The organism is Myceligenerans xiligouense (assembly GCF_003814695.1).
Classification (GTDB): domain Bacteria; phylum Actinomycetota; class Actinomycetes; order Actinomycetales; family Cellulomonadaceae; genus Myceligenerans; species Myceligenerans xiligouense.
On record NZ_RKQZ01000001.1, the window covers coordinates 1313651 to 1337492 of the forward strand.

The following is a 23842-nucleotide window of genomic DNA, read 5'->3' on the forward strand; positions in this document are numbered from 1 at the left end:
GTATAGAGTTCACGCAGGAGAAGGCGGGCCTCGTCGTCGGGGCCCGCCTTCGCGCGTCCCCTGAGTCCGAATCCCAATGCTGAGGTAGTCGTGCTGCCCACTGATCGTCCCGACGCCGATGACTTCTTGCTGCACGCCTGGGTGGACGAGTCGATGCGGATGTCACAGCCCGGTCGGCCTGGTGCCTACTTCCTCGCGGCCGCCGTCGCCGAACCCTCCGTGTGCGAACCGGTCCGCGAAAGCCTTCGGGAGCTGGTGCTCCGTGGGGCCGATCGCCTCCACTGGCGGCACGAGAGTGCTCCTCGTCAGGCCAAGATCGCCTCGGTGATCGCCGAGCATGATCTCGTCCATCTCGTGGTGGTGGGTTCACCGCTCGATTCCCGGAAGCAAGAGCGTGCACGTCGCCACTGCATGGAGCGGCTCCTGTTCGAGCTTGAGGACCTCGAAGTGAGTCGAGTCTGGCTGGAGCGGCGGACGAAGCCCCTCAACACGCGAGACATGCTGTTGATTGACACCGCTCGCATCAAGGGGATCATCTCTCCGCGATTGACGGTTGACTTCGCGGACCCGTGCGTCGAGCCCATGCTGTGGACGCCTGATGCCGTCGCGGGCATCGTCGGGCAGGCGGCCGTCGGGACCGAATCCTTGCGCAGTGCGATCGAGTCCAGCCTCACGGAGGTCCGGATCGATTTCCCGTAGGCAACGCGAAAGCCGGGATCCTGACGTCCATCAGGGTTCCCGGCTTCACTTCCACTCCATCAGCGATGGCGGCAATTGACAGGCTACACCGTCGCGGATCGGATCGCTCTGCCGCGCGGCCACCTGGTTTACGCGGTACTCGGCGTTCTAGGTTCGCGGTAGCCTTGCCGCGTGACCGAACACATGGGTGCCGAGCCTGTCCGTGAGCCTGTTCGCCGGACCATCCGGGCCCGGGACGGTCACGACCTCGCCACCAGCACGTTCGAGCCTGACGGCGAGCCGCGTGGGGTCGCGGTGATCGTGCCCGCGTTCGCCACGCCGGCGTCGTTCTACGCGGCCTTCGGCGCCTGGCTCGCCGGGCACGGTATCCGTGCCGTCACGTTCGACTACCGCGGTTTCGCCAGTTCGTCGGGCGGACGGCACCTGCGCGACGTCGACGCCGACCTGCTCGCCTGGGCGGGGGACGCGGCCGACGTCGTCGGCTGGGCGGCGGAGCGGGCCGACGGCGCACCCGTGGCGTACGTGGGGCACAGCCTCGGGAGCCAGATTCTGGGCCTCGGGAAGCACGAGGTGGTGGACCGCGCGCTCTTCGTGGCCGGCGGGAACCCGCACGTCGAGATCAGCAGCTCCCGCCTGGCATGGGCGGCCCCGTTCGCGTTCCGGGTGGCGCTGCCCGCGGTGATCCGGATGACCGGCTACTACCCCGGCAAGCGCGTGCGGTTCATGGGCAACGTGCCCGCCGGGGTGATGCGGCAGTGGATGCGGTGGGCGATGCACCCCGAGTACCTCCTGGGCGAGGTGCCGCACGCCGCCGGCGCGTACGCCAAGGTCGAGATGCCCATCGTGTCCCTGCACATGACCGACGACGAGCTCGTGACGCAGCAGACCACCGAGGCCATGGAGCGGTGGTACTCCGGTGCCGACCTGACGCACCGCGAGGTCACGCCCGCCGAGATGGGCGCCGAGCGGGTGGGCCACCTGGGCTTCTTCCGGCCGAGATTCGCGGCGGGCTGGGACCGGGTGGTCCTCCCGGCGATCACCGGCGGCGGGTAACGGGCGGCTGCCGGTCGACCACCCCTGCTCAGGCGCGCAGGCGGTCGCGGTAGGCGGCGACGGCGGCCCGGTTGCTGCACCGGGTGCTGCAGAACTTGCGGGAGCGGTTGCGGGAGAGGTCGAGGACCAGGCCCTCGCAGGTCGGGTCGGCGCAGACCGACAGGCGGGACATCTCGTCGGAGCGGATCAGGTCCGCGACGGCCAGCGCCGACTCCGACGCGATGTGCTCGGCGAACGGGGCGTCGTCGGGCACCGAGTGGAGGTGCCAGTCGGTGTCGCCGTGCCGGACGAGGCGGGGCACCGCCGAGACGTCCGCGAGCATGCGGTTGACCAGCTCGGCGGCCGTGTCGCGATCGGCGACGAGCAGCTCGCGCAGGCGGGGGCGCAGCGCCTGGACGGCGGCGAGCTCGGCCGCGTCGCCGTCGTGCCGGACGGTGTAGCCGTGCGCCGCGTAGAACGCGTCCAGGTCGGCGAGCGTCTCGAGCGTGCGCGGCGGCTCGGCCGAGTTCACCAGGGCGACGGCGGCTCGCAGGTTCGGTTCGGTGTCATGCTCGAAAAGCATGTTGACACATTACCGCGCGCGCCCCTACTGTCATGAGTCATGACGGATATGACTCGTGACACGGGGGATCCGAGCGCTCTCGGTCCGACGGCGGTACGCCCGGGGCCCGCCGATGTGCTCCCCGGTGCACGGGCGACGGCCGGCATCGCCTTCGCCCTCCTCGCCGCGGCGACGTTCTCCCTGTCCGGTCCGTTCGCCCGCGGGCTGCTCGACGCCGGCTGGTCCGCGGGGGCCGCCGTCACCGCCCGTGTCCTCATCGGCGGCACGGTGCTCGCGCTCCCGGCGATCCTGGCGCTCCGCGGCCGGTGGTCCGTGCTGCGCGCGAACGTCTGGTCACTCCTGGTCTACGGCCTGGTCGCGGTGGCGGGCACGCAGCTCACGTTCTTCTACGCGGTGTCGTACCTCGACGTCGGCGTGGCACTGCTCATCGAGTTCCTCGCGCCCGTCGCCGTCGTCGGCTGGATGTGGGCGCGGCACGGCCGGCGGCCGGGCCCGCTCACGTGCATCGGCGGGGTCGTGGCACTGGGCGGGCTCGTCCTGGTGCTGGACCTCGCGGGCGACGGCGGCATCAGCGTGCCCGGGGTGCTCTGGGCGCTCGGGGCCATGGTGGGAGCGGCCGGCTACTTCGTGATGTCGGCGCGGCCCACGGGGCTGCCACCCGTCGCGCTGGCGTCCGGCGGTCTCCTGGCGGGCGGTGTGTCGCTGCTGGTCGCGGGTCTCGTCGGGATCGTGCCGCTGCACGTGGCGGCCGAGCCCGTGCGCTTCCAGGGCTTCACCATCCCCTGGTGGATCCCGGTGCTCGGCCTGGGCGTCGTCACGGCGGCCGTCGCCTACACGGCGGGCATCGCGGCGAGCCGCCGGCTCGGCGCCCGGCTGGCGTCGTTCGTCGGCCTCACCGAGGTGATGTTCGCGGTGCTGGCCGCCTGGCTCCTGCTGGGCCAGGCGCCGGCCCCGGTGCAGCTCGCGGGCGGGGTGCTGATCCTCGCCGGCATCATCACGGTGCGCGCGGGGGAACGGGGCCTGCCCGCCTGAGGGCTCGCACGACAAGGCGCCGCCGGGTGCGAGCGGCAGGGAGGGATGAAACGGTGGGGCCATGCGCGTCGTCGTGGTCGGAGCCACCGGGAATGTCGGGACCGCGCTGCTGAGCGCCCTCCACCGCGAGCCGCGGGTCACGTCCGTGCTGGGCATGGCCCGTCGGCTGCCGGACCGGGACGCCGCGCCGTACCGGCACGCCGAGTGGGCACCGGTCGACATCGGGGCCGAGAACTCCGACGAGGCGGTGATCGCGGAGCTCGCGGAGGCTTTCCGCGGGGCGGACGCGGTCGTGCACCTCGCCTGGCTCGTCCAGCCCCGCCGGGAGCGGAACCTGCTGCGCCGCACGAACGTGGAGGGCACGCGCCGGGTGGCCGAGGCGGTGGCCCGCGCGGGGGTGCAGCACCTGGTCGCGGCCTCGTCGGTCGCGGCGTACTCGCCGGTGGGCACCAACGTGCCACAGCGCGAGGACTGGCCCACCGGCGGCATCCCGACGTCGTACTACAGCGTGGACAAGGCCGCGCAGGAGCGGGTGCTCGACGAGATCGAGGCGGCGCACCCCGACCTCACCGTGGCCCGGCTGCGACCGGCGCTGACCTTCCAGGGCGGCGCGGCACAGTCCGTGGCGCGCTACTTCCTGGGACCGCTCGTGCCGGTCCAGCTCCTGCGGTACGGCCGCCCGCCCGTGGTCCCCCTGCCTGCCGGGATCCGGGCGCAGGCGGTCCACGCCGACGACGCCGCGGACGCGTACCGCCGGGTGGTCGTCGAGGGGGCGCGCGGCGCCTTCAACGTCGCGGCCGACGACGTCCTGTCCGGCCGGGACCTCGCCCGGATCATCGGCCACGGCCGGCTTGTCGAGGTGCCGCCCGCCGTCGCCCGCGGCGCGCTCGCCGCCGCCTACGACGGCCACCTGACCCGCACGGACCCCGGCTGGCTCGACATGGCGATGACCGTGCCGCTGCTGGACTGCACCCGGATCCGGTCCGAACTCGGCTGGGCGCCCCGCCGGACCGCCGCGGAGGCGGTCGAGGAACTGCTCGGGGGGATGGCCATCGGGCAAGGACTACGGTCCGCCACCCTCCATCCCGCGACGGCGCGGCCCGCGGGCTCCTCGGTCGTGCCGCTGCGCCACCGCGGGAAGGTCCGGATCCCGGACTCCCTGGACCGCCACCTGCTCGGCCTCTACCTCTCCGACCACTTCACGGGCGCGACGGCGGGTCTGGAGCGCATGGAGTACATGACTCGCAGCTACCGGGACACGCCCTTCCACGCCGAGCTGGCCGAGGCCACCGAGCAGCTGCGCGGCGAGCGCGAGCTCTACCGGGACCTGCTGGACCGCCTCGGTGTTGCCCGGCATCCGCACCGGCAGATGGCCGCGTGGCTCGGCGAGAAGGCAGGGCGGCTCAAGCTGAACGGCAGGGTCGTGCGGCGCTCGCCGATGTCGGCGGTGTTCGACGCCGAGTTCATGCGCGCCGCCGTGGCGGCCAAGATCGGTGGCTGGCAGACACTGCGCCGGCAGGCCGACGAGATGGGCCTGGATCCCGAGCAGCTCGACGAGCTCGTGGACCTGGCGCGCAGGCAGACCGAGATGCTCGATCGGTTCCACGAGTACGCGCGAGAGCGCGCGTTCCGGACCGGCCGGGCGCTCGGGACGTTCGACGAGGTCTGATCCCGAACGCCGGCCGGCCGGGCATTCACTCGCGCGGGGCCGACTCTCGCAGCTCACGTCCGCGATCGACCGCCCGGCGGTGTTTCGCCTCGCGCTTCTCGCTCGCGCGCACGTCCTTGGCCGGAAGCCGCAGCGACTCCTCCGCGGCGATACCGCCCTGGAGCTGCCTGCCGCGTTCCAGCTCCGCGTCGAGCTCCGCGCCGAGCAGCAGCGCGAGGTTGGTGATCCACAGCCACAGCAGGAACACGATGATCCCGGCCAGCGATCCGTAGGTGGCGTCGTAGTTCGAGAACGTCGCGACGTAGAAGCCGAACGCGACGGACGCGAGCATCCAGAGCAGGATCGCGACGAACGCCCCCACGCTGATCCAGCGCATCCTGGGCTGACGCACGTTCGGCGTCACGTAGTAGAGGATCGCGACCAGCACGATCACGAGCGCCAGCACCACGGGCCATTTCACGATGTCCCACACCGTCACGGCGGTCGCCCCGAGTCCCACGGCGTCGCCCACCGCCCGCGCCACGGGACCGCTCAGCGCCAGCGCCACCACGATGGTCGCCGCCATCAGCACGGTGACGAGTGTGACCAGCAGGAGTACGGGGCGCAGCTTCCAGAACGGCCGGCCCTCGTCGATCCCGTAGATCCGGTTCATCGCGCGCCCGAAGGCACTGACATACACCGACGCGGACCACAGCGCGAGGGCGATACCGGCGACGAGGGCGATACCGGCCCGTCCACCGCCGTCGGCGGCGTTCTCGACGAGCGGCTGCGCCACCGAGAGCACGTCCGAGGGCACCACGCCGCCCAGCGTGTCGATCACCCGCTGGACGGCTCGCTCGCCGTCGCTCACCAGCCCGAGCACGGAGACCAGTGCGAGGACGGCGGGAGCCACCGCGAGCACGGCGTAGTAGGTGAGGCCCGCGGCGAGGTCGAGGCACTGGTCGCGGGAGAACTGCCGCATCGTGGCACGCAGCGCGTACGTCCAGGTGCGGCGGCGCAGGTCCGGCGGTGAGGCGGGCTTGCGCGCCGGAGCAGGACCCCCCGGTGTCGTCCCGGCGGGGTCGTGGCGCGGCTGCGAGGAGCTTGGCGGACGGTCGCCGGACGGTCGGTCGGCGGCTCGGGGAGGCCCGGGCGAGTTTCCCGCATGCTGGTGTGCGTCGTCGGTCATGTCGGCTCCACGGAGTTCGGCGGGACGGCCGCTCTCGGCCCACCCGTCGGCGGCCGACGGGCCCTGCTGGCGTCAGTCGCTGCCCGTCGCCCGCGAGCGGACGTCGTCGGCGGCCTCGCGACCATGTTCACCGAGTGATCGTGCCGCGTCGCTCGCGGTGTCCCGGACGGCGTCGACGCCCTCGCGCGCCGGTTCCCGCAGATCGTCCACGGCCTCGGCGGCGCCGGCCTTGACGTCCTTGATCGGCCCTGCGTGCTCCTCCAGCGCGACGGCGGCACGCCGCTCCACGCGGCTCGAGGGCAGGAGCGAGGCGCCGACGAGACCCAGCCCGAAGGCCACCAGGCCCACCGCCAGCGGGTTGCCCTCCGTCTGCTCGCGCACCGCGCGCGGCGACGAACCGACGCTCTCGGCGACGGACGACACCGTGTCGCGCACGTGGCCCGCGGCCGACTCCGCCGCCTCACGGCTCTTGTCCGCCCACTCGTGGCCGGTGTCCTGGGCCGCGTCCGTGTCGTGGGTGGTGCCCATGACACGCTCCTTCAGGTGCGTCACACCGGACTTCATCCGATCCACCCGGCGACGCGCCATGTGGCTCGGGTTCACCCGGTCACCGAGGGCGTCGACATCGTGGCTCAACTCGCTGCGCGTGCGCTCGATGTCCTCCCGGATCACCTCGGGATCGTTGGTGCTCATGAGTTCTTCTCCTCGTGTCCTCCGAGTGCCTGCGGGATCTTCTTGACCGAGTCGGCCGTCTGCGGCATTCCCTCGACGGCGCGCAACTCGCTGCGCCCGCGCATCGCGAGCGCTGCGGCAACGATCGCCCAGACGGCCGCGACGATCACGGCGGACCAGCCGCCGCCGACGAGCGACCCGAGCCACCACCACAGAGCCAACGACAGGAACAGCAGGACCAGATGACCCGCGACGCCGGCACCGCCGAACATCCCGGCACCCTTCCCGGCGCGCTTGGCCGACTGCCTGATCTCCGCCTTCGCGAGCTCGGCCTCCTGCCGGACGAGCGTGGACAGGTCGCGACTGATCTCGCCGATGAGTTCGCCCAGGCTCCGGTCGTCGCCTCCGGCCGACGCGCCGGCGGGGGGCGCGGAAGGCGGGTCCGCCGACGTCGCGTCGACGCCGGTGCGTGGCAGCGTCGTGTCTGCCCGGGAGGTGACGCCGTCCGCGGCCGGTCCCGCGTCTTCCGCCCAGTGGCGGGGCGCCCCCGGCCGAGCGCCGGAGGCCGCGCCGGGGAGGTTTGGCGCGTCAGACATGGGTGCCGCCTCCCTGCTGGGTGACGCCAGGTGCCGGCGGCGGGACGGGCGGTGGGATCGTCGGCCGCACCGATCCGCTCTCCGGGGGCGGCGGGGTCTGCGGCTCGGCCGACGGCGTGGCACCCGGCACCGGCGGCACCGCGCCGGCGGTCGTCCTGGCCGGTGTTCCGCGCTCGCCCGGCACGGCGACCGTCGCCGGCTCGGCCGATGCGCCGCCCGGCGAGTTGTCCGACGTGTCGTCCGCGTCCTTCATTCCCCGCAGGAACCGCCCGACGAGCAGGCCCGCACCCGCCGAGAGGGCGATGAAGATCCCGGGCCGACGCCGGGCGAAGTTCTCGATCTCGCCGAGGATCGCACCGGGCTCCCGGTCCTCCAGCCAGCGGGCAGCCTGTCCGGACGCGTCGCCGGCGCGTCGCACCAGGTTGCTCGTGTACCCGGGATCCTCGGACGCGCTTGCCATCTGGCCCAGCTCGTCCTCCATCGTGTGCAGACCGTCCGCCAGCCGCTGCTGCTGGGACCGCGCCTGGGAGCTGAGTTCGGAGCGTGTCCGGTCGAGCAGGCCGTGCGTCTGCTGCGCCGCCTCGTGCGCGACATCGCGCACCTTCTCCTTGGCGTCGTTCGCCATGCTCCGGCTCGCATCGGCCGCCTGCGCAGCCGTGTCCGTCAGGCGTTCCTTGGTCGAGCCTGCCCCTGTCTCGGTCGTACCGCTGCCGGACGTGGGGGAGAACTGCGAACCGGAGCCTCCGTCGTACGGTGTACCCGTCGTGCTCATGACCGGTCTCCTGTCGTCGTCGCACCCGGTGCCCGGCCCGGGCGGTCTGCCGACGGAACAGGGTCGCAGCGGACTCGTGTCCCACCCGGCGCCGCTCTGGGCCTTCTTCCAAGGTACGGCGTGGAGCGCCACTCACAACTCGGCGGGTTTCCGCGCGCGTGCGGATATCTCTTGCACGCACGCCGGGCGGCCTGGCCGAGACGCCGACCGGGCTGGTCCGCGGACTTCCGGACGGCGGCGTCGCGCCGGCGCAGGACGCCGCCCCGACGGTAGCCAACTGGGGATACGCCGGTGGCCGATACGGCCCGGTGGTTCGCGCGCTGTTGTGCTGCGGCTGGACGCGGCGTGTCGTCGAACACCTCGACTGCCGTGCCGCATCCGGCCGCGCACGGCGGCGGCTCAGCGCGCGGCGACTCGCTCCGACCGCGTGAGCGCGGCGGCGTCGTCGGCGATCGGGGAGACCGCGCCGCCCAGGGACGGCATCATCGTCGCGAGCCGCGGCTTCCAGTCCTCGTAGCGGTCGGCGAAGCACCGCTCCAGGACGCCGAGCATCGCGGACACCGCGGTGGACGCACCCGGCGAGGCGCCCAGCAGGCCGGCGATCGAGCCGTCCCGCGCGGCGATCACCTCGGTGCCGAACTCCAGGACGCCGCCCTTGCCCTTGACCCACTTGATGACCTGGACGCGCTGGCCGGCGGTGACGGTCTCCCAGTCGCCGGGCCTGGCCGTCGGCATGAACTTCTGCAGCTCGTGGAACTTCGTCTCCGGCGCCGCGGCGACCTGGCCCACCAGGTACCGCGTCAGGTCGAGGTTCTTCAGGCCCGCGCCGAGCATCGAGAAGAGGTTGTGGGCGCGCAGGCTGGTGACCAGGCCGAGGTACTTGCCCTTCTTGAGGTACTTCGGCGAGAACCCGGCGTACGGGCCGAACATCAGGTAGCTCCTGCCGTCCACCACGCGCGTGTCGAGGTGCGGCACGGACATCGGCGGGGCGCCGACCTCGGCCTTGCCGTACACCTTGGCGTGGTGCTCGGCGACGACGTCGGGGCTGGAGGTGCGCAGGAACTCGCCGGAGATCGGGAAGCCGCCGTAGCCACGGATCTCCTTGATGCCCGCGGCCTGGAGCAGCGGCAGCGCGCCACCGCCCGCGCCGACGAACACGAAGCGTGCCGTGACGGTCCGGCCGCGGGTCTCCGCGTTCCAGGTGCGGTCGCGCAGCGAGAGGCGCCAGCGCCCGTCACGCTGCTTCTTCAGGCCGGTGACCTCGTGGTTCGTGTGCAGGTCGGCACCGCGGTCGGTCGCCAGGCCGATGAGCTTGCGGGTGAGGGCGCCGAAGTCGACGTCGGTCCCGGCGGCGGCGCGGGTGGCGGCGACCGGCTCGTCGGTGTCGCGGCCCGTCGTGAGGAGCGGGGCCCACTCGGAGATGACGGCGCGGTCGTCGGTGAACTCCAGGTCCTCGAAGAGCGGGTGCTCACGGAGGGTCTCCCAGCGGCGCCGGAGGTAGTCCACGTTCTTCTCGCCGCGCACGAACGTCATGTGCGGGGTGACGTTGATGAAGTCCGTGCCCTCCATCAGGCCCGCCGTGAGCAGGTGGTTCCAGAACTCGCGCGAGGTCTCGAACTGCTCGTTGATCGTGACGGCCTTGGAGATGTCGATCGAGCCGTCCTTGCGCTCCGGCGTGTAGTTCAGCTCGCAGAGTGCGGCGTGACCGGTGCCGGCGTTGTTCCACGGGCTGGACGACTCCTGGGCGACGTCGTCCAGCCGCTCGTAGATGCCGATCCGCCAGCTCGGCTCGAGGACGGACAGCAGGGCGCCGAGCGTGGCACTCATGATGCCGCCGCCGATCAGCGCGACGTCGACGTCGGTCGCGAGGGGCTTCTCAGGGGTGCGCGGAGAGTTCACGCGTGCCACTGTAGGACGCTTGTGAAGGAAAGAACAAAGTTGGTGGTGCAGGTCACAGGGATTCCACGGTGACCTCGCTCACGGCGCCGTGCTATGCGAGGTGCCGCACCAGGCCGCGTTCTCCCGCGCGCATCACGCGGTCGTGGGCCCGGACGCAGAGCGCCGGTGCCACCCGCGCGACCAGGGCGGGCCGACCGCGCATCGGCGTCACGATCCAGGTGAGCCGGATCTCGCACCGCCCTCCCGCCCGCGCGGTGGCCGAGACCACGGTGCCGCCGCGCAGGTCCCCCGAGACCCGGAGCTTGGCCCGCCCGGGCCGCTCCGGGCCGGGGGCGCGGGACTCGAGAAGATCCAGGCGCAGGCCCAGCGAGGCGCCCACCGGGCTCCGCACCCGCAGCCGCACCCATGAACCCGCGCCGCTGAGCCCGTCGGGCCCTGCGACGATGCCGGCCGACTCCGTACGCAGGCCGGGCCACCAGGCCGGCCAGGTGGGCCCGGGGCCGGCGAGGACCTGCCACGCGCGCGACGCCGGCGCGGGCACGCTCCAGGTCGTGATCAGCCGGAAGGTCGGAGCGGCCACGCGGGTCAGAAGTAGTCCCGCACGTGGACCTGCTGCCCGGAGAACATCGCGGTCAGGGGTGGGTCCCACTTCTCCGGGCCCGTCAGGTGTCCCGCCATGCGCAGGTTCCGTGCCGACTGCGCTCCCGCGTACAGGAGTGCCAGGCCGTGGGGCGTGAGGACCGGACGGTCGTGGTGCGCATCGGCCACGTCGATCCCGTCGCGTTCGACATGTGCCACACCGCCCGAGACATCGATGGTCCACGCTCCCGACAGCTCGGCTCGCGGCCGGTCGCGCCGCCCCGAGCCGAGGGCGGGGTCGGCCACGGCGAACGGGACCCGACCTGCCACCGGCGCGAGCCACGCCCCTTCCAGTGCCTGCTCGACGTCCAGGATCCGGAGCATGTAGGGGTGCTCGGCGACCCGTCGCACGCCGAGGTCCGGGAGGACCAGCCAGGCCGGGTCGATGCTCGCTCCGCTGCCCGAGGTCGACACGCGGGCCGTGCCGACCACCGTCGAGAAGGAGCCGAGCGTGCGCCACAGGGCCCGCGCCGCATCGGGTGTCAGCGCGATCAGGTCCTCGACCTCCATCACCGTGGCGGCCGGCGTGTCGCCCGTGCCGCGGATCCAGCTCGCGAAGCCGACGACGGTGTCGTCCTCCACGGCGAGCGTGATGCCCGTGTAGTCCGCGACGTACTTCTCCGGGGGTGTCCAGAACGGTTCCTCGGCCCGGCTCACCGGGCCGTTCTGTCCGGCCGCCCAGGTGGCGTGCACCGCGGTGATCGCCTCGACATCGGCGGCGGTGGCGCGCCGCGTGGTGATGCCCGACGGCGGAGCCGTGCGCGCGACGCGGTCCAGCGGCACGTCGACGTCGTCGTACGAGCCGATCACCTCGTATCCGAGTCGCCGGTAGATGCCGGGGGCGCTCGGGAACAGCGTGGAGATCGCCTCGCCGCGCTCCCGCGCCTCCTCGAGGGCCGCATCGAGCATCGCCGCGACGAGCCCGCCGCCGCGCCGCTCCGGTTCGACGGCGACGCCCGCGATCCCGGCGGTCGGGACCCGCCCGCCGTGGAACCAGGACGTGAAGCCGTACACACGCAGCCGCGCCGCCAGCGCGCCGTCGTCGAACACGCCCCACTCGCGGTCGGCCGACGCCTCCCACTCCTCGCGGGACGGGACGGGGCGGGGCCCGCCCCCGAACGCCTCGGACCCGAGGCGCTGGAACGCGGGTTGGTCGTCATGGGTGACGCGGCGCACGGTCAAGGTCATGGCTGCGACATTACCCGGGGAGGCCGACATCGACGACGGACACGGCCGGGGCCGGGGTGCGGGCCCGGGGGTGATACTTGCCGGTGTGAATCTTCCTGTCGCCTGGTCCGTCCTGCTCGTCGTGACCGCCGGATGGAACCTCCTGATCTGGCCGCGCTTCTGGCAGCGCATCGCGGCCGACCCGCGCTCCCGGGACGACGCCGGCCGTCCCACCCGGTTCCTCACCGTCCACGCGGTGCTGATCGCGGTCTCGCTGGCGCTGGGCCTCGCCGTGGGTGTGCTGGGCGTGCTCACGCTGTTCTGATGCTGATGCTGATGCTGATGCTGATGCTGATGCTGACACCGGCCGCCTGACGGCCCTCGCGCCGGGCGAGCGTGGTGGAGGGTTGCGACCATACCTGGAGGTAGGTATGGTCGGCGCGTGCCCGAGGCGAGCGAGACCAGATCGGCCGGCGCGGGGTCGGCCCGCGGCCGTCTCGTCGCCGCCGCCCAGGAACTGTTCGCCCGCCAAGGTGTGGCGGCGACCAGCCCGCGGCAGGTGATGAGCGCCAGCGGCGTCGGGCAGGGCAGCCTGTACCACCACTTCCCGAGCAAGCGCGACCTCGCGATGGCGGGCGTCGCGGCCACCACCGCCGACGCCGTGGAGCAGGCCCGCGCCGAGCTGCGGGGCGACTCCGCCGCCCTGGACCGGATCCGCGACTACGTCGGCCGGCGGCGCGACGCTCTCGCCGGGTGCAAGGTGGGCCGGCTCACGAGCGACGAGGCGGTCATGGACGATGCCGACCTGCACGCCGTCGTCGGCCGCTACTTCACGGACCTCCTCGACGAGGTCGCCACCACCTTCCGGGAATCGGGCCTGCCCGGCGCCGAGGCGCGGGACCGAGCGCACGCCGCGGTGGCGATCGTCCAGGGCGGGTACGTCCTCGCCCGGGCGACCGGCGACCCGAACGCCATGAGCGCGGCGGTGCGGGGCTTCGTCGCCCTGCTGGCCGAGCCGGGGAGCTCCGCTCCCGTCACGCCCGTCACGCCCGCGGGCCTCGGCGGGCCGCCGTGCTCCGGCCGGCGCGCGGACCGCGTCAAGCCCGGCGAGCCCGCCGGCCCCGGTAGGCCAGCGGGTCCCGGTAGGCCAGCGGGTCCCGGTCGACCGGCGGACCCTGACCGGCCCGTGCCGCCTGACGGCGACGCCCCTGCCTGATCACCCGTCCCCGAATCTCAGGAGCTCCCGTATGACCGAGCCCGTCACCCTTCGCGAGCGCCTGCGGGCCCTCCCGACGTTCCCCCGCCCCGGACTGCCGGTGCTCGATCCCGGCGCGGCACCCGCCACCCCGCACGAGCTGTTCACCACCTGGCTCGACGACGCGATCGAGACGGGCGTCCTCGCCCCGCACGCCGTGGTTCTCTCGACGGCCGACGCCGCCGGGAACGTCCATGCACGCACCGTGATCCTCAAGGACGTCACGGACGAGGGCTGGTGGTTCGCGTCGCAGTCGGGCGGGCCGAAGGGGCGGGACCTGGAGGCGAACCCGCACGCGTCGATGACCTTCCTCTGGCCGGGCCGGGGCCGCCAGGTCCGCGTGACGGGCACGGCGGCCCCGGCGGACCCCGAGACGAGCCGCGCCGACTTCCTCGCCCGCCCCGACCTGTCCCGTGCGGCGGGCCTGGTGGACCGGCAGAGCGAACCGCTCGGTTCGCTCGCCGAGTACGACGCCGCGTTCGCGGCCGCGCTCCAGGCCGTGACGGCCGATCGCGGGCTGGTCGCGCCCGGCTGGACCGCGTTCGTGCTCGCGCCGACGGACGTCGAGTTCTGGCAGGCGTCCGACGACGGCCCGCACGTCCGCCTGCGGTACCGCGAGGCCGATGCGGGTTGGGCCACGGGGCTGCTGTGGCCGTGAGCCCGGTCGGCCGTGACGACTCCGGCGTCCCACGCCGCCCCACCGTTCCGCAGAGCCACGACGAGCAGGGAGCCATGATGAACACCGAGACGAACGCAGGGACCGACGCCGCGACGAACGCCGGGACCAAGGCCGCCGGAACCGACGCCGGGGCGACGGTCACCGAGGCCCTGACGGAGCACGCGCGCACCGACTCGTTCGCCGCGCTCGACGCGCTGACCGACGCCGTCCGCACCCTTCCCGACGGCGCGGTCGGCGAGCCCTCCGCGCTGCCGGACTGGACCCGCGGACATGTGCTCGCGCACGTGGACGGCGTCGGCCGGGCGCTCGCACGGCAGGCCGAGTACGCGGCCCGCGGGGAGCGCATCCAGCCGTACGACGGCGGGGCCGAGGGGCGCAACGCCGCCATCGAGGCGGCGGCGACCCGCAGCCTCGCGGAACACGTCGACGCGCTGACCGCCGTCCGCGAGCGTCTCGCGGCCGCGTGGCCGGAGCCGGGCTCCCCGCTGTGGGACGCGCCGACGTCGTACCGCGAGGGGCCGGTGAGCGGCTGCCTGCTGGCCTGGTGGCGCGAGGTGCGCATTCACGCCGTCGACGCGCGCGTGGGCATCGGGTTCGTGACGTGGGACGCGGAACTCCGGGCGCACCTCAGGGACTTCCTCGGGGTGCGGCTGCCGGAGGGCGTCGTGGTGTCCGAGGGTGTGGTGCCGGCAGGCGGTGGAGAGCCGCATGACGGGGCCGAGTCGTCGCGCTCGCTGACGGTCGTCTCGGGTGCCCCGGTCGACGTCGTCGCCTGGCTGGCCGGCCGGGAGCCGGCGGGTGAGGTCCGTGCGACCCGCTCGGGTGCGGACGTCCCGCTCCCGGAACTGGCTCCCTGGCCGTCGGCGCAGCGCTGAGACCACCCGGCGTCGGGTCGGCCACCCGGCGTCGGGCCGGCCGTCGTCGTCGCACCCGAGCCGGCCTGGTTCAGGCGTCCTCGGCGAAGGCCTCCTTCATGGCCTCCTCGTCCATGGAGGCGACCTCCCAGTGGTGGCCGTCCAGGTCGGCGAACGCGCGGTTGTCCATCCAGCCGTAGTCCTGGGTGTCGTTTTCTCCGCGGGGGCCGATCGGTGGGAGAGTCTGGTCATGGTTGCCTTCATCTCTCATGTCGCCGTGGACTGCCACGATCCCCACACCCTGTCCGAGTGGTGGAAGGACGTTCTCGGCTACGTCGAGGATCCGGACGACCCCAACGAGCCGGACCACGAGGAGTGCTACATCGAGGACCCGAAGGGCAAGGGGGTCCCGGTCGTGTTCATCAAGGTGCCGGAGGGCAAGACGGTCAAGAACCGGCTTCACTTCGACCTGCGGCCCAAGGCCGGCGAGCGCAACGCCGAGTACCAGCGCCTGCTGCGGCTCGGCGCGACCAAGGTGGAGGACCACCGGGGCATCGACGGCCCGGGAACGGGCTGGATCGTGATGGCGGACCCGGAAGGCAACGAGTTCTGCATCCTGCGCAGCGAGGCCGAACTGGGCTGACCGGGCCTGCGGAGCGCCCCGGCCTGGCCAAGAGACTTAGGTTCGCCTAACCTTGCCCGCATGAGTGGACACAGCGGGCGCAGGGCCGTCGATCCCGAGGTCGTCATGGCCCAGGTCGTGGGAACCAAGCGGGTGTCGCCGCACATGATGCGCGTGACGCTCGGCGGGGAAGGGATCGGCCGGCTCACCCTCCAGGGTTACGACCAGTGGTTCCGCCTGTTCATGCCGCGGCCCGGCCAGGAGAACCTGAAGCTGCCGACCACGTCGTCGAGCTGGTGGTACGCCCAGTACCTCGCCACGCCCCGGTCGAAGCGGCCGTACGTGCGCAACTACACGGTGCGGGCGGCGCGCGGCGACCTGGCCGAGATCGACGTCGACTTCGTGGTGCACGAGGACGCCGACGGCAGCTCCGGGCCCGGTGCCGGGTTCGCCACGGGATGCCGCACGGGAGAACAGGTCGGCCTCCTCGACCAGGGGGTCGGCTACAACCCGCGGCACGACCACGACTGGGTCCTGCTGGTCGCCGACGAGTCCGGCCTGCCCGCCGTCGCCGGCATCTGCGAGTCGCTGCCGGCCGGGATGCGCGGCCTCGCGATCGTCGAGGTCCCCACCGCCGCCGACAAGCAGGACTTCCAGGCCCCGCCGGGCATCGAGGTGCGGTGGGTGGTGCGCGACGGGAGCCCGCGTACGACGTCGGACGCCGGCACCGGGCCCGACGGCGTGCCGGGCGCGGCCGCACTGGAGGCGGTGCGCGCCGCCGACCTGCCTGACGGCGTTGGCTACGCGTTCGCGGTCGGGGAGTCCGCCCTGGCCACGGGCACCCGCCGGCACCTGGTGAACGACCGGGGGATGCCCAGGACGCACGTCGACTTCGTGGGCTACTGGAAGCACGGCAGGGCGTCGAGCTGAGCCCGGCGCCCGGCGGGTCGGACGTCACCCGCCCGCCCGGCCGGGTCGGACGTCGCCCGGGGTGCGATCCGGGCGCCAGCCGCGCCAGACGGGATGGCGGAGCCGGCCGTCCTGGGTCCAGCCCGCGTGGTCGACCTCGCCCACGAGGGCCGGTTCGCACCAGCGTGCGAGGCGACCGTCCACGGCCGGGACGTCCGCGACGGCGGGAGCCTCCGTGCCGATCTCGCCGAGGCGCCGGGCGGTCTCACGGCGCTCCTTCTCGGTGAAGCCGGTGCCCACGCGGCCCGCGTACCGCAGCCGGACCGGTGTGCCTCCGGCGTCGCTCTCGACCGCCCCGCCCGGGCCGTCGTCGGGCAGCTCCGGGACGGCGAGGAGCAGCGCACCCACGGTCCGCGGGTCCGGCCGGCCCGTGTCCGCGTGCAGGGGCCGCCAGCCGACCACCACCACCTCCTGAGACTCGACGTGCTTCACCTTGAGCCACTCCCGCGACCGCCGGCCCGGCGCGTACCGCGACGCCCGCCGCTTCGCCACCACGCCCTCCAGCCGCAAGCTCCGGGAGGCGTCCAGCGCGTCCGCGCCGCCGGCGTCGAGCACCGGCGGCACGTGCACCAGCGGACCCGCCGTCACGATCCGCTCCAGCACCTCCCGACGCGCCGACCAGGGCTCGCCCGTCAGGTCCCGGCCGCCCGCCCGCAGCACGTCGAAGAGGAACACCTCGACCCCGACCCTCCGCCGTGCCCGCTCGACATCCCGCTCCTTGTAGAGGTTCGCCCGCTGCTGCAACCGCCGGAAGCTCGGCCGGCCCTCGGGGTCGAGGGCGACGACCTCGCCGTCGAGCACCGCGGGGGGGTCCCCCGCGCCCACGGAGTCCGCGAGCGCCCGCAGCTCCGGGAAGGTCTCGGTCATGTCCAGACCTGCCCGGCTGACCAGCCTGACCTCACCCGCGGCGGTGAGGTGCGCGAGCACGCGGAACCCGTCCCACTTCATCTCGAACGCCCAGTCGTCCGGATCCAGGCGGGACAGTTCGCGGGGCCCGGCCGAGGTGGCGAGCATCGCGCGCAGGCTCGCGGTCGCGGGTGGCTCGTCGGCCGGGACCGGCGTCGGGCTCGGGCCGTCGGGGGTGGCCGCGGCAGTGCGAAGGAGTGGCTCGGCGGGGGTGGCCGGGGCGGGGCCAGGACCCGTGCTCTCGGGCGCGCGGGGGACCGGCGCCGGTCCCGCGGGCTGCGCCTTCGTGCGGTGGATCAGCCACTGGTTCGGGTCGTCCGACCCGTTCCCGCGCCCGCCCGTGCGGATCAGCGCCAGCCGCCGCGTGCCGCGACGCTCGGAGTGCAGCACGGCGATCACCTCGCCGTCTCGCCACTTCTCCACGTCGTACGTGCCCGAGTCCCAGATCGTGACGTCGCCCGCCCCGTACTCGCCGCGCGGGATCGTGCCCTCGAACGTGCCGTACTCCAGAGGATGGTCCTCGGTCTGGACCGCCAGATGGTTGCGGCCCGGGTCGGTGGGTTCGCCGCGCGGCAGCGCCCAGGAGACCAGGACGCCGTCGTGCTCGAGCCGGAAGTCCCAGTGCAGGCGCGAGGCGTGGTGCTCCTGGATGACGAACGACGGCGGCCCCGCCCGCGGACTCCCGTCACCGAACGGCTCCGGCGTGCGGCCCGGGTCGCGCTTCGCCCGGTACTCCGCGAGCCGGGACCAGGCGGCCATGCGCTCCGCCGTCGGCTCCAGCGTCGCGTAGTGGCCGCGCAGGAGCGGGGCGAGCAGGTCGCCGTCCGCCGCCACCCGCTCGGCCACCTCGTGGAGGTCGAGCTGGCGCAGCTCCGGATCCTCCAGCTCCGCCCACATGCGGGGCGCGGCGACCCAGGGGCGCTCGCGGCCCCGCGGGGAGTAGGGCGCGATGGTGGTCTTGGCGCCGTTGTTCTGCGACCAGTCGACGAGGACCTTTCCGGCGCGCAGCGACTTCTTCATGTCGCTGACGACGAGGTCGGGATGCTCCGTCTCCAGGTGCCGGGCGAGTTCGCGTGCGACGGCGGTGACCTGGTCCGACGTCGGCTGGGAGTCCGGCCCGGACGGGACCGGCCCCGTCCCGTCGCCGGACGGCGGGTGCCGGTCGAGCGCGGCGTAGAGGTGGATGCCCTTGGAGCCGCTGGTCACGGGGAGCGGGTCGAGGCCCATCCCGGTGAGGATGTCCCGCGCCCAGCGGGCGACCTGGGCGCACTCGGCCAGTCCGGCGCCGGGCCCGGGGTCCAGGTCGAGGACGAGACGGTCGGGCGGCAGCGGGGTGCCCGTGCGGCCGACGCGCCACTGCGGGGTGTGGATCTCGAGGGTGGCGGTCTGGCCGAGCCAGATCAGGGTGGCGACGTCGTCGACCAGGACGTACTCGTTGACCGAGGTCTTGTGCCGGATCTCGTGGAGCGCCACCCAGGACGGCGTCCCCGGGCCGGCGTTCTTCTGGAAGAACGACTGCCCGTCGATGCCGTCCGGCCAGCGCTTGCGGGTGGCCGGACGGCGCGTGACGTGCGGGAGCATGGCCGGCGCGAGCTGTGCGAGGTAGTGCAGCACCTCGCCCTTCGTGGTGCCGGTGGCCGGGTACAGCACCTTGTCGAGGTTGGACAGGCGCAGGCGGCGGCCGTCGACGGTGACGGTGGTGTCACCGGACGGCGTGCTCATCTCCGGGAGTCCGGCCATGCCTTCATGGTCGGTACCTGCGGCGAGATTCACATCTCGACGCTCCGTAATCGTTGCCTGACCTTTACCTTCTGGTGGGGGTTCGGGGTCTAGGCTCGTCGCCCGTGAACTCGTCAGAACCTCTCTCCGTTCTCGTCGCGGATATCGCCCATCGCCGGCCGGACCGCCTCACGATGTACGGGGCGCAGTGGTGCCGGGACTGCCGCCGGTCCAAGGCCGTGCTCGACATCCGCCGGGTCGACTTCGACTACGTGGACCTCGAGTGCGAGCCGGGGCGCGCGTGCGAGGCCGAGGACATCTCGGGACGCAAGTCGATCCCGGTCATCGTCTTCCCGGACGGTTCGCACCTGGTCGAGCCGACCAACGCGGAACTGGCGGCCCACCTGGACCACAGGGGCCTGTAGCCGCCGGCGTCAGGGCCGCCTGACCTGCCGTTCTCGCGAATCCGCCGGATCAGGCGCACCATCGGGGTATGCGCGCTATCTGGAAGGGCGCCGTCACCTTCGGGCTCGTGAACGTTCCGGTCAAGCTCTACAGCGCGACCGAGGGTCACGACGTGTCGCTGCACCAGGTGCACGACGCCGATGGTGGGCGCATCCGCTACCGCCGGGTCTGCGAGCTCGACGGTGAAGAGGTGCCGTACGAGCACATCGACCGCGCCTACGACGACGGCGAGCACACCGTGGTCATCACCCGCGACGACCTGGCGACGCTGCCGGCCGAGAAGGACCGCGAGATCGGCGTCGTCGAGTTCGTGCCGAGCGATCAGATCGACCCGATCATGCTCGACAAGACCTACTACCTCGAACCCGACTCCAAGTCCACGAAGGCGTACGTGCTGCTGCGGCGCACCCTGGAGGAGACCGAGCGGACGGCGATCGTGAAGTTCGCGCTGCGGCAGCGCACCCGGCTCGCCGCGCTGCGGGTGCGGGACGAGGTCCTGGTGCTCCAGACGCTGCTGTGGGCCGACGAGATCCGCGAGCCGGCGTTCGGGTCCCTCGACGAGCCGGCCGCGGTCACCGACCAGGAGCTGAAGATGTCGGCCCAGCTCGTGACGAGTTTCGAGTCGGACTTCGCACCCGGCGACTACACCGACGACTATCAGGTCCAGCTTCGCGCGCTGATCGACGCGAAACTCGAACAGGGCGACGTCATCGACACGGAGGCCACGTTCGGCGAGGCCGCGGCCTCGGAGGAAGAGGGCGGCAAGGTCATCGACCTCATGGAGGCCCTGCGGCGCAGCGTGGACGAAGCCAAGGAACGCCGCACCGGCTGACCGGGCCGCCGCACCGGCTGACCGGGCCGCCGCACCGGCTGACCGGGCCGCCGCACCGGCTGACCGGGCCGCCGCACCGGCTGACCGGGCCGCCGCACCGGCTGACCGGGCCGCCGAACCGGCTTACAGGGGCCGCCGAACCGAGACCCGGCCCCGCCCACCGCCGTCGAACCGCACGTTGAATCGTGCCAGACCTCCTTTGGCACGATTCACCGTGCGGTTCGGCCGGCGGCAGTGGCGTGAGACGGTGGTTTGGGGCGGGTCTGGAGCGGCATAGGGTTGGGGCGATGCACGATCGGAAACACAAGCCGGCTCGGTGGGCGCGGTGGGTCGTCGCGGTCGTGGCCACGCTGTTGGCGTGTGCCGTCTTCGGCGCGACGACGGCCCGCGCCGAGCTCAGCCTCGGCCCGCACCAGGCTCTCTACGAGGTGACGGGCGACCCGCACCTGGTGGTCGATCTCGGGCCCCTGGGGCGGATCGTGTCGTCCTCGCCTCTGCCGCTCGGGCTCGGCGTGTCGGTCACGGTCCAGGAGATCCCCGCCGACCTGACCGCCGTCGGCGCCTCCCGGACGCTGCAGGCGATGAGCCGCGACCTCGACGCCTACCTGCAGTTCTTCGACTCCCCGGAGAGCACTACCGAGACCGTGGCCCGGGCGCTGGTCCAGGACGCGGTGATCCGTGCGCTGGTGGCGTTCGGGCTCGTCGTGCTGGTCGGCGTGGCCGTCCGCGCACTCCTCGGCGCCCGGCGTCGCGGCGAGCTGGTCGCGATCGTCGCGCCCCGCACCTGGCAGATCGTGGGTACGGCCGCCCTCGTGGTTCTCGTGTGGGCGACCTCCACGGGGAGTGTTCCCGTGCGCCGGGCCGCCGAGCCCGCCGAGGCCTCGATGGTGTTCGCCGGCACCGCGCTGGAGGGTGCCACGTTCACCGGCCGCCTCGCCCGGGTCATCGACACCTACTCCGGCCAGCTCGTCGGGCTGTACCGGAACAACTCGGGCTACTACACCACCGCCGGGGAGAACCTGGTGGCGGCGTGGGACGAGGCCGACGCGCGGGAGCGGGCCGCGACCGCCGGGTTCGGGCCCGCCGAGCCGGGCGCCGCCGAACCCGGGGACGACGACGGCGCCGCCGTCTCGCGGCCCACCGGCCCACCGGAACCGCCGCCGGACACCCTGACGCTGCTGCTGGTCTCCGACCTGCACTGCAACACCGGCATGACCCCGCTGCTGCGGACCGCCGTGGCCCGGTCCGGCGCGGATGTCCTGCTCAACGCGGGCGACACCACCATCAACGGGACCGGTGTCGAGAACGTGTGCGTCGACTCGTTCGCGACGGCCGTGCCTGACGACGTGCCGTTCGTCGTCGCCGACGGCAACCACGACTCGGTGCTGACCTCCGCCGCCGAGCGGTCACAGGGGCAGACCGTGCTCGACGGCGAGGTCGTCGAGGTGGCCGGCCTGCGTATCCTCGGCGACCGCGACCCGCTGGAGACCCGTATCGGCGGCGGCACCATGGCGATCCGCGAGGAGACACCCGCCGAGGCGGGGAACCGGCTGCGCGACGTCGCCTGCGAGGCCCGTGACGCGGGGGAGCGGATCGACGTCCTGCTCGTGCACTCGCCCGCCGTGGGCGACGCCGGCCTGCGTTCCGGGTGCGTGCCGTTCCAGCTCAGCGGCCACATGCACAAACGCATCGGCCCGGAGGCTCTCGGCTACGGCCTGCGGTACGTGAACAGCACGACCGGCGGTGCGAGCCTCGGGAAGCTGTCGGTGGGCCCGCTCCAGTACCCCTCGGCGATCACGGTGCTGCGGTTCGACACCGTCTCACGGTCGTTCACGCAGCTGCGGGAGATCGTCGTCGACCCCGACCAGTCCGTGACCGTGGGCGACTGGGAGTCCATGCCGCCGGCATGGCCGCTTCCCGGCAACGAGCCCGTCCGGCCGGGCGAGCCGCGGTGACGCTCGCGCGCATCGGCGTGGTCGGCCGCTTGTCGGCGCCGCGCGGCGCACCCGGCGTACCTGTCGGCGCGCGGTGGGCGGCGGCGCGGCGGGCGGGGCCGATAGGCTCGGGGACGTGAATTCCACCGTGCCGACAGCGCCCGCCGAGCTGACGCCCGTGGCGCAGGACTACCTCAAGGCGGTCTGGTCGGAGCAGGAGTGGTCCACCAAGAAGGTGACCTCCAAGCAGCTCTCGGACCGGCTCGGTGTCGGGGCCTCGACCGTGTCGGAGACGGTCCGCCGGCTCTGCGACCAAGGGCTCCTCGACCACGCGCCGTACGGTGCGGTGGAGCTGACCGAGTCCGGGAGACGGCTTGCGCTGCAGATGGTGCGGCGCCACCGTCTGCTGGAGACGTTCCTGGTCAACGAGCTCGGCTACGGCTGGGACGAGGTGCACGACGAGGCGGAGGTCCTCGAGCACGCCGTCAGCGATCTGCTGGTCGAGCGGCTCGACGTGCGCCTCGGCCGCCCGGGCCGCGACCCGCACGGCGATCCGATCCCGGCCGCCGACGGCACCGTGGTGCGGCCGGATGCCGTGCCGATGTCGGAGATGGGGACGGGGGAGACCGGCGTCGTCGTGCGGATCTCGGACGCCGATCCCGAGGCCCTGCGCTACCTCGACGAGATCGGGCTCGGTCTCGACGCGCGGGTGTCGGTGACGACCCGGCGCGAGTTCGCGGGGACGGTGCACGTGGAGTGGACGGTGCCCGCCGGCGAGCCTGACGGCGGCCCCCGTGGCGTGACGGGCGCACCCGTGGTGCCGGGGCCGCCGGTGACCCCGGGCTCCGCCGACCTGGGCCTGCTGGCTGCCTCGCGGGTCTGGGTGGACCGGGACTGAACTTTCGCCGGGTCGTTCTCTCAGCGAGGGCTCAGGGAGGCGCAGTATGTTGGTTTTGTGAATGAGAAGACCGCGGCGGCCGTGGCGTCGTCGGACAACGATGCACCCGACGGCCCGGCCGATGACGAGCTCGCTGCCCTGCCTCGCCCGAAACCGCTCGGCGAGCGGACGACGGCCCTTCTCCTCCTGGTGCTGGGCGCGATCGGGTTCGCCGCGTCGTTCGCCCTGGCCTGGGAGAAGTACCTGGGCTTCATCGAGCCGGAGCGCGCGGCGTCGTGCTCGCTCAACCTGTTCGTCACCTGCACCGCGGCGATGGACTCGTGGCAGGGCGCGCTGCTCGGCTTCCCGAACCCTTATCTCGGCGTCGCGGCGTTCCCCGTGGTGATCACCACCGGCGTGGTGCTGCTGACCGGCGCGCGGCTGCCGCGGTGGTACTGGACGTCGCTGCTGGTCGGGACGGTGCTGGGCCAGGCGCTCGTCTTCTTCCTGATGTGGACGAGCTTCTACGCCATCGTCGCGCTGTGCCCGTACTGCATGGTGGTGTGGACCGTCATGTGGCCCCTGCTGTGGTACCAGATCGTGCGCGGAGCGCAGACCGGAGACCTGCCGATGGGAGCCGGCCTGCGGGACGCACTGGTCGCCAACCGCACGATCATCCTGGTCATCGGCTACGTCGTCGCGGTGGGCTGGCTGCTCCTGGCCGTGGGCGCCGACCTGGTCCGCTCGTTCTGAGCGGTCGGTCGCGTCGTCGGACCGGCCGCACCGTCGTCGGACGGACCAG

The 23842-nt window shown here is 73.1% G+C and carries 24 protein-coding genes; 15 read left to right on the forward strand and 9 right to left on the reverse strand.

Annotated elements, in window-relative coordinates:
* Positions 1-90: 90 nt before the first annotated feature.
* Entirely contained in the window at positions 91-699 is a 609-nt protein-coding gene (locus EDD34_RS05625) for a hypothetical protein (protein ID WP_123813692.1), read from the forward strand.
* 171 nt (positions 700-870) lie between these two features.
* On the forward strand, positions 871-1752 hold the full coding sequence (locus EDD34_RS05630; RefSeq protein WP_123813693.1) for an alpha/beta hydrolase family protein: 882 nt from the start codon (positions 871-873) through the stop codon (positions 1750-1752).
* A gap of 28 nt (positions 1753-1780) precedes the next feature.
* On the opposite strand, the gene EDD34_RS05635 is transcribed toward EDD34_RS05630, so the two are convergent.
* Positions 1781-2314 carry a CGNR zinc finger domain-containing protein gene (locus tag EDD34_RS05635; RefSeq protein WP_123813694.1) on the reverse strand — a complete coding sequence of 178 codons (534 nt, stop codon included), beginning with the start codon at positions 2312-2314 and terminating at the stop codon, positions 1781-1783.
* Between the two features lie 39 nt (positions 2315-2353).
* On the opposite strand from EDD34_RS05635, the gene EDD34_RS05640 reads away from it, so the two are divergent.
* On the forward strand, positions 2354-3346 hold the full coding sequence (locus EDD34_RS05640; protein ID WP_246012204.1) for an EamA family transporter: 993 nt from the start codon (positions 2354-2356) through the stop codon (positions 3344-3346).
* Between the two features lie 61 nt (positions 3347-3407).
* On the forward strand, positions 3408-5015 hold the full coding sequence (locus EDD34_RS05645; protein WP_123813695.1) for an NAD-dependent epimerase/dehydratase family protein: 1608 nt from the start codon (positions 3408-3410) through the stop codon (positions 5013-5015).
* A gap of 25 nt (positions 5016-5040) precedes the next feature.
* Here the strand turns inward: EDD34_RS05645 and EDD34_RS05650 are convergent, their stop codons facing one another.
* The 7 genes from EDD34_RS05650 to EDD34_RS05680 all read right to left on the reverse strand — a co-directional run bounded on the left by EDD34_RS05650 (position 5041) and on the right by EDD34_RS05680 (position 11949).
* Positions 5041-6183: a YihY/virulence factor BrkB family protein gene (locus tag EDD34_RS05650; protein ID WP_170176979.1), complete on the reverse strand. Its 1143-nt coding sequence runs from the start codon at positions 6181-6183 to the stop codon at positions 5041-5043.
* Between the two features lie 72 nt (positions 6184-6255).
* Positions 6256-6876: a DUF3618 domain-containing protein gene (locus tag EDD34_RS05655; RefSeq protein WP_123813696.1), complete on the reverse strand. Its 621-nt coding sequence runs from the start codon at positions 6874-6876 to the stop codon at positions 6256-6258.
* Positions 6873-7331, reverse strand: coding sequence for a phage holin family protein (locus EDD34_RS21085; protein ID WP_425462372.1), 459 nt, complete (start codon positions 7329-7331; stop codon positions 6873-6875). The genes EDD34_RS05655 and EDD34_RS21085 overlap by 4 nt, the downstream gene beginning before the upstream one ends.
* 112 nt (positions 7332-7443) lie before the next feature.
* Positions 7444-8223 carry a hypothetical protein gene (locus EDD34_RS05665; RefSeq protein WP_123813698.1) on the reverse strand — a complete coding sequence of 260 codons (780 nt, stop codon included), beginning with the start codon at positions 8221-8223 and terminating at the stop codon, positions 7444-7446.
* A 399-nt stretch (positions 8224-8622) separates the two neighbouring features.
* The gene (mqo, locus tag EDD34_RS05670; protein WP_281277746.1) at positions 8623-10122 is read right to left on the reverse strand and encodes a malate dehydrogenase (quinone); all 1500 of its coding nucleotides are present in this window, start codon (positions 10120-10122) and stop codon (positions 8623-8625) included.
* Positions 10123-10213: 91 nt separating this feature from the next.
* Positions 10214-10702 carry an SRPBCC family protein gene (locus EDD34_RS05675; protein ID WP_123813699.1) on the reverse strand — a complete coding sequence of 163 codons (489 nt, stop codon included), beginning with the start codon at positions 10700-10702 and terminating at the stop codon, positions 10214-10216.
* Between the two features lie 5 nt (positions 10703-10707).
* Positions 10708-11949 carry a GNAT family N-acetyltransferase gene (locus tag EDD34_RS05680; protein ID WP_170176980.1) on the reverse strand — a complete coding sequence of 414 codons (1242 nt, stop codon included), beginning with the start codon at positions 11947-11949 and terminating at the stop codon, positions 10708-10710.
* An 85-nt stretch (positions 11950-12034) separates the two neighbouring features.
* Here EDD34_RS05680 and EDD34_RS05685 point away from each other — a divergent pair, with 85 nt between their 5' ends.
* The 6 genes from EDD34_RS05685 to EDD34_RS05715 all read left to right on the forward strand — a co-directional run bounded on the left by EDD34_RS05685 (position 12035) and on the right by EDD34_RS05715 (position 16268).
* The gene (locus tag EDD34_RS05685; RefSeq protein ID WP_123813701.1) at positions 12035-12253 is read left to right on the forward strand and encodes an SCO4848 family membrane protein; all 219 of its coding nucleotides are present in this window, start codon (positions 12035-12037) and stop codon (positions 12251-12253) included.
* A gap of 117 nt (positions 12254-12370) precedes the next feature.
* The gene (locus EDD34_RS21375; protein ID WP_123813702.1) at positions 12371-13144 is read left to right on the forward strand and encodes a TetR/AcrR family transcriptional regulator; all 774 of its coding nucleotides are present in this window, start codon (positions 12371-12373) and stop codon (positions 13142-13144) included.
* 31 nt (positions 13145-13175) lie between these two features.
* Positions 13176-13841, forward strand: coding sequence for a pyridoxine/pyridoxamine 5'-phosphate oxidase (locus tag EDD34_RS05695; protein ID WP_123813703.1), 666 nt, complete (start codon positions 13176-13178; stop codon positions 13839-13841).
* Positions 13842-13918: 77 nt separating this feature from the next.
* Entirely contained in the window at positions 13919-14737 is an 819-nt protein-coding gene (locus EDD34_RS05700; protein ID WP_123813704.1) for a maleylpyruvate isomerase family mycothiol-dependent enzyme, read from the forward strand.
* 229 nt (positions 14738-14966) lie between these two features.
* The gene (locus EDD34_RS05710; protein WP_123813705.1) at positions 14967-15359 is read left to right on the forward strand and encodes a VOC family protein; all 393 of its coding nucleotides are present in this window, start codon (positions 14967-14969) and stop codon (positions 15357-15359) included.
* A 60-nt stretch (positions 15360-15419) separates the two neighbouring features.
* A complete protein-coding gene (locus tag EDD34_RS05715) occupies positions 15420-16268 on the forward strand; it encodes a siderophore-interacting protein (RefSeq protein ID WP_123813706.1) in 849 nt (282 codons plus the stop codon).
* Between the two features lie 24 nt (positions 16269-16292).
* On the opposite strand, the gene EDD34_RS05720 is transcribed toward EDD34_RS05715, so the two are convergent.
* Positions 16293-18953, reverse strand: coding sequence for an ATP-dependent DNA ligase (locus tag EDD34_RS05720; RefSeq protein ID WP_246012205.1), 2661 nt, complete (start codon positions 18951-18953; stop codon positions 16293-16295).
* A 173-nt stretch (positions 18954-19126) separates the two neighbouring features.
* On the opposite strand from EDD34_RS05720, the gene EDD34_RS05725 reads away from it, so the two are divergent.
* The 5 genes from EDD34_RS05725 (at position 19127) to EDD34_RS05750 (ending at position 23793) form a co-directional block, all read left to right on the forward strand.
* Positions 19127-19357 carry a glutaredoxin family protein gene (locus EDD34_RS05725; protein ID WP_123816350.1) on the forward strand — a complete coding sequence of 77 codons (231 nt, stop codon included), beginning with the start codon at positions 19127-19129 and terminating at the stop codon, positions 19355-19357.
* 68 nt (positions 19358-19425) lie between these two features.
* Positions 19426-20229 carry a non-homologous end joining protein Ku gene (ku, locus tag EDD34_RS05730; protein WP_123813707.1) on the forward strand — a complete coding sequence of 268 codons (804 nt, stop codon included), beginning with the start codon at positions 19426-19428 and terminating at the stop codon, positions 20227-20229.
* 287 nt (positions 20230-20516) lie between these two features.
* Entirely contained in the window at positions 20517-22184 is a 1668-nt protein-coding gene (locus EDD34_RS05740; protein ID WP_123813708.1) for a metallophosphoesterase family protein, read from the forward strand.
* 115 nt (positions 22185-22299) lie between these two features.
* Positions 22300-23061 carry a metal-dependent transcriptional regulator gene (locus EDD34_RS05745; RefSeq protein WP_170176981.1) on the forward strand — a complete coding sequence of 254 codons (762 nt, stop codon included), beginning with the start codon at positions 22300-22302 and terminating at the stop codon, positions 23059-23061.
* Positions 23062-23118: 57 nt separating this feature from the next.
* Complete coding sequence (locus EDD34_RS05750) at positions 23119-23793, forward strand: vitamin K epoxide reductase family protein (RefSeq protein WP_246012206.1); 675 nt, start codon at positions 23119-23121, stop codon at positions 23791-23793.
* The last annotated feature ends 49 nt before the right edge of the window (positions 23794-23842 follow it).